The 11,412-nt window shown below is 60.6% G+C and carries 6 protein-coding genes and 1 pseudogene; 5 read left to right on the forward strand and 2 right to left on the reverse strand.

Annotated features, from left to right (window positions below; genetic code table 11):
- Positions 1-72: 72 nt before the first annotated feature.
- Positions 73-837: a helix-turn-helix domain-containing protein gene (locus EJA70_RS08415; RefSeq protein WP_158830460.1), complete on the reverse strand. Its 765-nt coding sequence runs from the start codon at positions 835-837 to the stop codon at positions 73-75.
- Between the two features lie 85 nt (positions 838-922).
- Between EJA70_RS08415 and EJA70_RS08420 the strand changes: the two genes are divergently transcribed.
- From EJA70_RS08420 to EJA70_RS08440, 5 genes are all read left to right on the forward strand, one after another.
- The gene (locus tag EJA70_RS08420; RefSeq protein WP_158830461.1) at positions 923-2,107 is read left to right on the forward strand and encodes an MFS transporter; all 1,185 of its coding nucleotides are present in this window, start codon (positions 923-925) and stop codon (positions 2,105-2,107) included.
- 146 nt (positions 2,108-2,253) lie between these two features.
- Positions 2,254-3,936, forward strand: coding sequence for a fatty acid--CoA ligase (locus EJA70_RS08425; RefSeq protein WP_158830462.1), 1,683 nt, complete (start codon positions 2,254-2,256; stop codon positions 3,934-3,936).
- 335 nt (positions 3,937-4,271) lie between these two features.
- Positions 4,272-6,161, forward strand: a complete 1,890-nt coding sequence (locus tag EJA70_RS08430; RefSeq protein ID WP_008084016.1) for a DUF1302 domain-containing protein — start codon at positions 4,272-4,274, stop codon at positions 6,159-6,161.
- 27 nt (positions 6,162-6,188) lie between these two features.
- On the forward strand, positions 6,189-7,553 hold the full coding sequence (locus tag EJA70_RS08435; protein WP_008084017.1) for a DUF1329 domain-containing protein: 1,365 nt from the start codon (positions 6,189-6,191) through the stop codon (positions 7,551-7,553).
- 339 nt (positions 7,554-7,892) lie between these two features.
- On the forward strand, positions 7,893-10,622 hold the full coding sequence (locus tag EJA70_RS08440; RefSeq protein ID WP_158830463.1) for a LuxR C-terminal-related transcriptional regulator: 2,730 nt from the start codon (positions 7,893-7,895) through the stop codon (positions 10,620-10,622).
- 103 nt (positions 10,623-10,725) lie between these two features.
- On the opposite strand, the pseudogene EJA70_RS08445 reads toward EJA70_RS08440, so the two are convergent.
- Positions 10,726-11,412 (reverse strand): annotated as a pseudogene (locus EJA70_RS08445) (hypothetical protein); the annotation flags it as partial.

Here is an 11,412-nt window from a genome sequence, read left to right on the forward strand (position 1 = left end):
TGCGATCTTTTGATCTTGTTTTTAAGGACCAAGATCAAAAGATCGCAGCCTTCGGCAGCTCCTACATGGCTCCTATACGATTTGGCTGAGCTTGCTCAGGGTGTTGAGGTAGTCGCGGGGATTCTCGCCCAGCAAACGGCGAAACATCGCGCTGAACGCCCGCGCGCTGGCGTAGCCCAAATCCTGCGCCACGCGCTGCACACTGTCGCCGGCGAGCAGGCGGGGCAGGGCTTCCATCAGGCGCAATTGCTGGCGCCAGGCATTGAAACTCATCGTTAACTGTTGCTGGAACAGCCGCGCCAACGTGCGAGAGCTGGCGCCGACCTGCTGCGCCCAGTCTTCCAGCGTGTTGGGATGATCGGGGGTGTGCAGCAGCGCCAGGCAAATATTTTGCAGGCGTCGATCAGTCGGCATCGGAATGTGCAGCGGCAGGTTTTCCAGGCTGGCCAGTTCTTCCAGCATCAGTTGCTGAATCAGCGGGTTGTCGGCGTGCGGCGGGCCTTGCACGGCGCGCAGGATCAGCTCGCGCAGCAGCGGCGTTACTGCCAGCACACAACACTGTTGCAGGCTGGCCGGCGACCGCTCGGGAGCGATGAACAGCGAGCGCATTTGCACGTCGCCACTCATGAAAATCTCATGCGCCACTTGCGGCGGTATCCACACCGCGCGGCTCGGCGGAATCACCCATGCGCCCGACGCCGTGACCACCCGCATGATGCCGCTGGCCGCGTACAGCAACTGCGCCTCGCGATGCACATGCAGCGGCTGGTGCGCGCCGTCGAGATAATCCCGGGGATAGGCGCTCACCGGGCCGTGTTCAAAGTGGCTGATCAACATGTCTGATTCAATGACTTGCTTGGCAGGAATGCGCTTTCCGGCCAACTTAGCATAAGCGGCACACAACAACGTAAAGCGTGCCGCCATGAATCAATCGAGAAACGTTATTCGCTACATCAACGCCGCCCATGTGATCGATCACATGTTCATGCTGATTTTTCCCGCCGCCGTACTCGGCATGACCCAGGCCTTTGGCCTCGACTATGCCGCGCTGATCGGCCTGTCGCTGGGCGGCTTCATCGCTTTCGGTGCTTGCTCGCTACCGGCCGGTTGGCTGGGCGATCACTGGAGCCGCCGGCAAATGATGCTGGTGTTTTTCTTCGGCATCGGCGCCTCGGCGATTTTCACCGGCCTGAGCAGCAGCCCGATGATGCTGGTATTCGGCCTGACCCTGATCGGCATTTTTGCCGCGATTTATCACCCGGTGGGCACGGCAATGCTGGTCGCCTACGCACAAAACCGTGGCCGCGAAATCGGTATCAATGGCATGTGGGGCAACCTCGGCGTAGCATTTTCGGCGCTGGTTACCGGGTTGCTGGTGGCGCAGTTCGGCTGGCGCTCGGCGTTCCTGATACCCGGTGCGGTGGCGATTGTTCTGGGTGTCGGCTTCGCCTTGCAGGTGCGTGAGGAGCCGATCCCCAAGCGTGCGCACACGCCATTGAAGGGCGCCGCAGGTCAGCGCATTTCGATGGTCATGGTCTTCGGCGTGCTGGCGTTGGCCACGGCCACCGGCGGCGTGGTGTTCAACGCCACCACCATGACCTATCCGAAACTGTTTCAGGAGCGTTTGCATGAGCTGTTCGCCTCCCCGCAAACCCTCGGTGTGGTGGTCAGCCTGGCGTATGCCTTCGGGGCGGTCGCGCAGTTGAGCATCGGCCGGGTTTTGCACCGGCTCAGCCTGAAATGGCCGTTCATTGTGTTGACGCTGTGCCAGGCGCCGCTGCTGTTTGCGCTGGCTTACGCCGATGGCTGGGCGGTGATTGCCCTCGGTGCGGCGTTCATGTTCGTGGTGTTCGGTCAGGTCACGGTCAACGATGCAATGGTCGCCAACTTCGTTGCGCCACAGTGGCAATCGCGGGTGTTCGCCTTGCGTTACTGCTTGTCGTTCGGTGCCAGTGCGACAGCGATTCCGCTGATTTCCTACGTCGAACCGCGCCATGGTTTTGTAGGCCTTTACTTGATTCTCGCGGGTTTCGGCGCGCTGACCTTCCTCGCAGCAGTGGTTTTCCCACGGACACCTTCTGAGGCAGCTGTAGGACAAACGGCCTGATCGGTGAAGAAAACCGGCAAATGCTGGCGCAAGGCTAGCATTTGTACGGCTCTGCAAATCATTCCTTTGGCTGATTTGGCTGGCGTATAAGGGTTCTAGAGTACAAATCTCTACGCCAACACCGTGCAGCCAGAAAAGGGATTCATATGTTGCAGACTCGCGTCATTCCCCCGGCCGATGGGGCCTACCAGTATCCATTGCTGATCAAACGGCTGCTGATGTCCGGCGCCCGTTACGAGAAAACCCGCGAGATCATCTACCGTGACCAGTTACGCTACAGCTATCCGACGCTGATCGAGCGCGTGGCGCGGCTGGCCAATGTGCTGACGGCCGCCGGTGTGAAAGCCGGTGACACCGTGGCGGTGATGGATTGGGACAGCCATCGTTACCTGGAATGCATGTTTGCCATTCCCATGATCGGCGCGGTGATTCACACCATCAACGTGCGCCTGTCGCCAGAACAGATTCTCTACACCATGAACCACGCCGAAGACCGCTTTGTACTGGTCAACAGCGAGTTCGTCGGGCTGTATCAGGCGATCGCGCCGCACTTGACCACCGTCGAGAAAACCCTGCTGCTGACCGATCTGCCGGAGAAGACTGCCGACTTGCCGAACCTGGTCGGTGAGTACGAGCAACTGCTGGCCGCCGCGAGTCCGCAGTACGACTTCGAGGATTTCGACGAAAACTCGGTCGCCACCACGTTCTACACCACCGGCACCACCGGCAACCCGAAAGGCGTGTACTTCACCCATCGGCAATTGGTGCTGCACACCATGGGCGTGGCGACGATCATGGGCTCCATCGACAGCGTGCGCCTGCTGGGCACCAACGATGTGTACATGCCGATCACGCCGATGTTTCACGTGCATGCCTGGGGCCTGCCTTATGTGGCGACCATGCTTGGGCTCAAGCAGGTTTATCCGGGCCGCTACGACCCGGAATTTCTCGTCGAGTTGTGGCGCAAGGAGAAGGTCACGTTCTCCCACTGCGTGCCGACCATCCTGCAGATGCTGCTCAACGCCAAAGGTGCGCAAGACACCGATTTCGCTGGCTGGAAAATTGTCATCGGTGGCAGCGCGCTCAATCGCACGCTGTATGAAACCGCCAAGGCTCGCGGTATTCAGCTGACGGCGGCGTATGGCATGTCCGAGACCGGGCCGCTGGTGTCCTGCGCGCACCTCAATGACGAGCTGATGGCCGGCAGCGAAGACGAACGCACTACTTACCGGATCAAGGCTGGCGTGCCGGGGCCATTGGTCGAAGCGGCGATTGTCGACGGCGACGGCAACTTCCTTCCGGCCGACGGCGAAACCCAGGGCGAACTGGTGCTGCGCGCACCGTGGCTCACCGAAGGCTATTTCAATGAACCGCAGAAGGGCGCCGAGCTGTGGGCCGGTGGCTGGCTGCACACCGGCGACGTCGCCACACTCGACAGCATGGGCGTGATCGACATCCGCGACCGCATCAAGGACGTGATCAAGACCGGCGGCGAATGGATTTCCTCGCTGGACCTCGAAGACCTGATCAGCCGGCATGTCGCGGTACGCGAAGTAGCAGTGGTGGGCATCGCCGATCCACAGTGGGGCGAGCGCCCGTTTGCGCTGCTGGTAATCCGCGAAGGGCACGTGATCGGGGCGCGAGAGCTCAAGGAACACCTCAAGCCGTTCGTGGAATTGGGGCACCTGAGCAAGTGGGCGATCCCGAGTCAGATTGCCCTTGTTACTGAAATTCCCAAGACCAGTGTCGGCAAGCTCGACAAGAAGCGCATCCGCCTCGACATCACTGAATGGCAGGCCAACAACAGCACCTTCCTCTCGACACTTTAGTGTCTGCTGGCGCGCCGAAAACGGCGCGCCAGACCCACCAAGCAAGCGCTTGGCTTGTGAAATCGAAAAATTCAGCCATCCTTGCCGTGCCGACGAGTGTCGGACTGGCGAAAGGACTGTTCCAGAGTGGTTGGCGACTGCAAATCACACTTTAGAGGGATCAAGCAGTACCCCCTGCTGGATATAGTCCGTTCAAGGATTTTTAAGAACGGAGCACACGCACTGATTGGGGCGAGTAACTCTGGAGTGATTTCGGGCAGCCCTGGCGTCCGCTCCTCCACAGCGTTTTTAAAAGTACTCACTGCCATAACAATAATGCACATGGAGTAGCGTCGATGACCTCAGTAAACCAGTTCTGGCGCCGGGCGAAACTGCCTCTGGCGGTCAGTCTTGCCTCTTCGCTCGCCGGGCCCGCTTTCGGCGTCAGTTTCAACGTCGGTGAAATCGAAGGCCAGTTCGACTCGTCCCTGTCGATCGGTGCCAGTTGGTCTACTCAGAGCCCGAACAAGAACCTCATCGGCGTCAACAACGGCGGCCATGGCCTGTCGCAGACTTCCGATGACGGTCACGCCAACTTCAAGAGCGGCGAAACTTTCTCGAAAATCTTCAAGGGCATTCATGACCTTGAATTGAAATACGGCGACACCGGCGTGTTCGTCCGTGGCAAATACTGGTACGACTTCGAACTCAAGGATGAAAGCCGCCAATTCAAGGACATCAGCGATACGGGCCGCAAAGAGGGCGCCAAGTCGTCCGGCGGCCAGATCCTCGACGCCTTCGTCTACCACAACTACTCGATTGCCGATCAGCCGGGCTCCGTGCGTCTGGGCAAACAGGTGGTGAGCTGGGGTGAAAGTACTTTCATCGGCGGCGGCATCAACTCGATCAACCCGATCGACGTGTCAGCGTTCCGTCGTCCCGGTGCCGAGATCAAGGAAGGCCTGATCCCGGTCAACATGTTCTACGTCTCGCAGAGCCTGACCGAGAACCTCTCGGCCGAAGCGTTCTACCAACTGGAATGGGATCAGACCGTTGTCGACAACTGCGGCACGTTCTTTTCGCAGCCGGACATCGTTGCCGACGGTTGCAACGACAACTTGCGCGTGTTGAACAAGCGCTCGCAAATCCCGGCCATCGCCCTGGGGCCATTGGCCGCCAACGGTGTCAACGTCAACGAAGAAGGGGTTCTGGTGCGCCGTGGCCCGGATCGCGATGCCCGTGACAGCGGCCAGTGGGGCGCGTCCTTCAAGTACATGTACGAGCCACTCGATACCGAGTTCGGCGCCTACTTCATGAACTATCACAGCCGTGCGCCGATCTTCAGCGCCACCGGTGCTCCGCAATCGGTCTACAACACGGCGCGCGCGCTGCCGGGGCCTTTTGCGGCACTCGCTCCCCTGCTGGTCGCGGGCAACTCGAACTACTTCATTGAATACCCTGAAGACATTCGCCTCTACGGTCTGAGCTTCTCCACCACCCTGCCTACCGGCACGGCGTGGAGCGGTGAAATCAGCTACCGTCCGAACGCACCGGTGCAACTGAACTCGACCGACATCCTGTTCGCCGGTGTGCGTCCGATCGGCGGCGCACTGACCAACGCTTCGATACTCAACGGCGTGCCGGGTCAGGATCTGCATGGTTATGAGCGCAAGGAAATCACCCAGATCCAGACAACGTTCACGCACTTCTTCGATCAGGTCATGGGCGCCAGCCGTCTGACCCTCGTCGGTGAAGTTGGCGCGACTTATGTCGGCGGGCTGGAAAGCCGTTCCGACATGCGTTATGGCCGCGATCCGGTGTATGGCCCGGGTGAGCTGCCGGCCACTGGTGGTATCGATACCTGCGCCAACATTCTCAACGCCAGCACCATCAATGGCGCGGGGCCGGGTTCGCCGCAGAACAACCGCAGCCGCAATTGCAACAACGACGGCTTTACCACATCGATGTCGTGGGGCTACCGCGGCCGTGCCATCTGGGAATACAACGATGTGTTTGCCGGTGTGAACCTCAAGCCTAACGTGGCCTGGCAGCACGACGTCAGCGGTTACTCGCCAGGCCCTGGCGGCAACTTCGAGGAAGGCCGCAAGGCGGTCAGCCTGGGTGTCGACGCCGAATACCAGAACACCTACACCGCGAGCCTGGCTTACACCAACTTCTTCGACGGCAAGTACACCACTGTGGATGACCGCGACTTCGTTGCGCTCAGCTTCGGCGTGAACTTCTAAGCACTGCATTTCAGGACGAACACACATATGAAAATAACAAAGAGTCTGTTCCACGCCGGTGTTCTGGGCCTGTCGCTGCTGGCGACCGGCGTCATGGCGGCGGTCCCCGCTGCCGAAGCGGACAAGCTGGGCAAGAGCCTGACCCCGATGGGCGCTGAAATGGCCGGTAATGCCGACGGTTCGATTCCAGCCTGGAAGCCGCTGCCGAAGAATGCCGGCAGCGTCGATGCGCGCGGTTTCCTGTCCAACCCTTACGCCAGTGAACAGCCGTTGTTCACCATCACCGCCAAGGACGCCGACAAGTACAAGGACAAACTGGCGCCGGGGCAATACGCGATGTTCAAGCGTTACCCGGAAACGTTCAAAATGCCGGTGTACCCGTCCCATCGTGGTGCCACTGTGCCGGATGACGTATTCGCCGCCATCAAGAAGAACGCTACCACCACCAACCTGGTGTCCGGCGGCAACGGTCTGGAGAACTTCGACACGGCAGTGCCGTTCCCGATTCCGAAAACCGGCGTGGAAGTGATCTGGAACCACATTACCCGCTATCGCGGCGGCAGCGTGACCCGTCTGGTGACCCAGGCCACGCCGCAACCGAACGGCTCGTACAGCCTGGTGTACTTCCAGGATCAGTTCGTGTTCCGCGACAAGATGAAGGACTATGACCCGAAAAACCCGGGCAACATCCTGTTCTACTTCAAGCAGAAAGTGACTGCGCCGGCGCGTCTGGCCGGTGGTGTGCTGCTGGTGCACGAAACCCTCGACCAGGTGAAAGAGCCACGTTCGGCGTGGGTCTACAACGCCGGTCAGCGTCGTGTCCGTCGTGCGCCACAAGTGTCCTATGACGGCCCGGGTACTGCGGCGGATGGCCTGCGGACTTCCGACAACCTCGACATGTTCAACGGTGCGCCGGATCGCTACGACTGGAAGCTCGAAGGCAAGAAAGAGATGTACATCGCCTCCGACAGCTACAAGCTCGATGATCCGAAACTGAAGTACGCTGACATCATCAAGGCCGGTCACATCAACCAGGATCTGGCGCGTTACGAGCTGCGCCGCGTCTGGCATGTGGTTGCCACCCTCAAGGAAGGTCAGCGCCACATCTACGCCAAGCGTGACTTCTATATCGACGAAGACACCTGGCAGGCAGCCGTTATCGACCATTACGACGGTCGTGGCCAACTGTGGCGTGTAGCCGAGGCGCATGCCGAGAACTACTACGACAAGCAAGTGCCGTGGTATGCCCTGGAAACCCTCTACGACCTGCAGTCCGGCCGTTATCTGGCACTGGGCATGAAGAACGAAGAGAAGCAGGCGTATGACTTCGGTTTCACCGCCACCACCAGCGACTTCACCCCGGCCGCGCTGCGTCAGGATGGTGTTCGCTAAACCGCTGTAACCCCGAGGCCGCATCCTCGTGAAAACGCCCCGACTGGTTCGGGGCGTTTTTTTGCGCTCATATTTCCCTACTTATGTAGGAGCTGCCGCAGGCTGCGATCTTTTGATCCTGCTTTTTTGGGGGGCAAAACAACGTCAAAAGATCGCAGCCTGCGGCAGCTCCTACAGGGATTCATCACCGGGCGCGATTGATCGGTGATGGCGGATTTTGTCGGCGCTGTGTAGCTTTTTTGTAGCCATTTGTAGCAGCGACCTTCATAACCGGTTCGTTTAAGGCTAGTCTGCGGACATCTGCAACGCCGCCAATAGCCATTCGAACAAGAGCCGGCCATGACTGATCTGTCTCCACTTCCGGGTCCCGCAAGTGTTGCCGTCGCGGCATTGGACGGGCGTTTTTTTCGCCCGCCATTACCCGACGGCTACGTGCTGCGACCACGACTCTGCGAGCGCCTGCAAGCCGGGCTCGGTGGTCGGCTATTGCTGGTGAGCGCTCCGGCGGGCTTCGGCAAGAGTTCGCTGGCGGTGGAGTTCTGTCAGAGCCTGCCGGCGCAGTGGCAAAGTCTGTGGTTGGGCCTGAGCCCGCGTGACGGCGATCCGGGGCGGTTTCTGGAGCGCTTGCTCGAAGGCTTGCAGGATTATTTTCCGCAACTGGGCAGCCGCGCACTGGGCCTGTTGAAGATGCGTCAGCGCCATCAGCCGTTTGCGTTTGAAGAATGGCTCGACGGCCTGCTCGATGAACTGGCCCTGCACCTTGATCCGGCGGCACCCTTGCTGCTGGTGCTCGACGATTACCATCTGGCGCAAGGCCCGGTACTCGATCGCTGCCTGCAATTCTTCCTCAATCATTTACCGGACGGCTTGCTGGTCATGGTCACCAGTCGCCAACGCCCCGACTGGCATCTGGCGCGCTTGCGCCTGTCCCGCCAGCTGCTTGAACTGCACGAACAGGACCTGCGCCTGACCCACGACGAAGCCCTGACATTGCTCGATCGCCACAGCAGTTCACTGCGCGGCGAGGCATTGGAAAGTCTGATCCTGCGCAGCGAAGGTTGGGTAGCAGGCCTGCGTTTCTGGTTGCTGGCGATGGCCGAGGCCGGCAACGAAGCCGCGCTGCCACAAGCGCTGAATGGCGGGGAGGGGTTGATTCGCGACTATCTGCTCGAAGAAGTCATTGATTGCCTGCCGCCCGAAGTGCAGACGTTTCTCTATGACACGGCACCGCAAGAGCGCTTTTGCAGTGAACTGTGTGATGCGGTGCGCGAAGCCCATGACAGCGCCGAAATCCTGCGTTTCCTGCTCGCGCATCAGGTGTTTCTGGTGCCGCTGGATGAGCACGGGCACTGGTATCGTTACCACCACCTGTTTTCTGATCTGCTGCGCAGCCGGCCCATTGCCCAGCCGATGGTGCCGACCGCGACCCTGCACCTGCGGGCCTGTCGCTGGTTTAACGCGCAGGGGCTGCTCGACGAAGCGGTGGAGCAGGCCTTGCGCGCCGGGCACCTCGATGTGGCGGCCAATCTGGTGCAGAACCTGTCCGAGGAACAACTGCTCGCCGAGCAAAACGTCGGCATGCTGCTGCGCTGGAAAATGGACTTGCCTGACAGCCTGCTGATCAGCACGCCACGGCTGATCGTCCTCTACAGTTGGGCGCTGGGGCTGGCTTGCCAGCTCGATGCCGCTGAAGAGCTGTCCAGCCATTTGAGCCGCTTTCTGCCAGCGCCTTCGGCCACTGCGCAAAAGTCGATGCTGGCGCAATGGCTGGCGTTGAGCGGGATCATTGCCCGTGGTCGCGGCCACCGTGAACTGACGCTCAGGTATTGCAGCGAAGCCCTGGAAAGCCTGCCCGCCAAACGCTACGGCCAGCGGCTGATGTGCCTGTCGACCCTGTCCAATCTGGCGATTGCCGATGGTGATCTATGGCGCGCCCGTGGTCTTAATCGCGAATCCCTTGAACTGGCGCAACGGGTCGGCAATCCGCTGTTTGAAGCGTTGGCCCATTACGACCGCGCGCGCGTATTGCAGTCGCGCGGTGAAATTCTGCGCGCGCTGGATGAAGTGCATCAGGGCCTCGAGCGTCTGCGCGGGCTGTCGCCGCAACGCTTGTATGCGGTGCGTGCCCGGCTGACGCTGTACGAAGGTTTTCTGTTGGCCATGCGCTTGCAGCCGCAAGCCGCACGCGCACGTTTACTGGCCGGAATCGGCGAGGCGCGCGCCTGTCGCGATATCAGCGTGTTGATCGGTCACTGCGTGATCGCCCGCCTGGACGGCGCCGCCGGCGAGTTCGCCAAGGCTTTCGCCGAATTGTCCGAAGCTGAACGGCTGATGCACATCTGGGACGTGCCTCCCATCTATTATCTGGCGATGATCACGCTGGTCAAATGCGAGCTGTGGCTGGCGCAGGGCCGTACCGATCTGGCTGAAGCCTGGTTGGCGCGGCTGGGCCAGACCTACACCGGCGAGCGCGCCGCCGCGCCACCGGAGTTTCATCCACAGTTGCCCCTGCACGTCGAGCTGCAACAAGCGTTGCTCGACAGGATTCAGGGCCAGCCGATGCTCGCCGAGGGGCGGCTGAATGTGTTGCATGAGAACGGCCAGCAAACCGGCCGGCAGTTGCTCAGCGTGATGGCGCTGACACAAAAAGTCGCGTTGCTGCTCGACAGCGGGCGGGAGCCGCAAGCGCGCAAAGTCCTCGGCCAGGCACTGGAAGCGGCCGCCGGGGGCGTCTTGCAGCCGTTCGATGCGTTGATGCAACAATCCCCGGACTGGTTGCGCGGGCAGCTGGCGCTGACCTCTGCGACCGCGGTCAGCCAGCAACTGCTGGCGCATTTTCCGCTTGCTGCCAGCCGCCCGATGGAAACCGCCGCCGAACAACTCAGCAGCCGCGAGCTGGCGGTGCTGCGACTGATCGCGCAAGGCTGCTCGAACCAGCAGATCAGTGAGCAGTTGTTCATCTCGTTGCACACCGTGAAAACTCACGCCAGCCATATCAACAGCAAGTTGGGTGTCGAGCGGCGTACGCAGGCCGTGGCGCGGGCGAAGGAACTGGGTGTGCTGGATTAGCCAGCAACCATCGCCGAGGATAAAAAAACGCCCCGAACCAGTCGGGGCGTTTTTCGTGTGCATGACGGCCTGCGTGGCAGGCCGTGACAGGTTTCGATAAGCGTCAGGCCACCAGATCGTTGGCGCTGAAGCTGTTCACACCGACCAGCTGGATTTCAAAATCGGCACCGACGTTGCCACTGACGTTGCCCGAGAGCACATGGTCAACGAAGCGCAGTTGGCCGGCGCCGGTGAAATCTGCCGCACCAATGAAGGAGAAGCCATTGAAGCCGGCGTCCAGCAGGTTGGCATCAAACTTCGTCAGATCGATCTTGTCACCCTGCAGGCTGTTGAAGTCGGTGATGACGTCGCGATTGAGGCCCAGGCCCATCTCGTTGACCGCGGCGAAAACGAAGGTGTCGGCACCGCCGCCGCCGGTCAGCGTGTCCGCCCCGGCTCCGCCGTTGAGCACGTTGTTATCGGCATTGCCCAGCATGATGTTGTTCAGATCGTTACCGATCAGACTGAACTTGCCCGCACCGGACAGCAGAACGTTTTCGACGTTTTGCAGGCTGGCCTGGCTCAGGTCGACGACATTGTCCTGCGCGGTAGCGGCGTAGGTGATGTTGATAACGTCGGAACCTTCGTTGGCGTTCTCCACCAGCAGCGCCAGTTCACCGGCCTGATCGATGTTGTAGGTGTCGTTGCCGTCACCGCCGATCAGGGTATCCAGACCTGCGCCACCGAACATGACGTTGTTGCCGGCATTGCCGATCAGCACGTTGTTGCCGGCGTTGCCATAGGCGTTAAT

This window comes from Pseudomonas sp. PB103 (assembly GCF_009764635.1).
GTDB lineage: Bacteria > Pseudomonadota > Gammaproteobacteria > Pseudomonadales > Pseudomonadaceae > Aquipseudomonas.

What these genes read in the sequence shown, in the direction of transcription:
- EJA70_RS08430 (WP_008084016.1), top strand. Translation starts at nt 4,272, where the DNA reads ATGACCTCAGTAAACCAGTTCTGGCGCCGGGCGAAACTGCCTCTGGCG.
- EJA70_RS08425 (WP_158830462.1), top strand. Translation starts at nt 2,254, where the DNA reads ATGTTGCAGACTCGCGTCATTCCCCCGGCCGATGGGGCCTACCAGTAT.
- EJA70_RS08440 (WP_158830463.1), top strand. Translation starts at nt 7,893, where the DNA reads ATGACTGATCTGTCTCCACTTCCGGGTCCCGCAAGTGTTGCCGTCGCG.
- EJA70_RS08420 (WP_158830461.1), top strand. Translation starts at nt 923, where the DNA reads ATGAATCAATCGAGAAACGTTATTCGCTACATCAACGCCGCCCATGTG.
- EJA70_RS08415 (WP_158830460.1), bottom strand. Translation starts at nt 837, where the DNA reads ATGTTGATCAGCCACTTTGAACACGGCCCGGTGAGCGCCTATCCCCGG.
- EJA70_RS08435 (WP_008084017.1), top strand. Translation starts at nt 6,189, where the DNA reads ATGAAAATAACAAAGAGTCTGTTCCACGCCGGTGTTCTGGGCCTGTCG.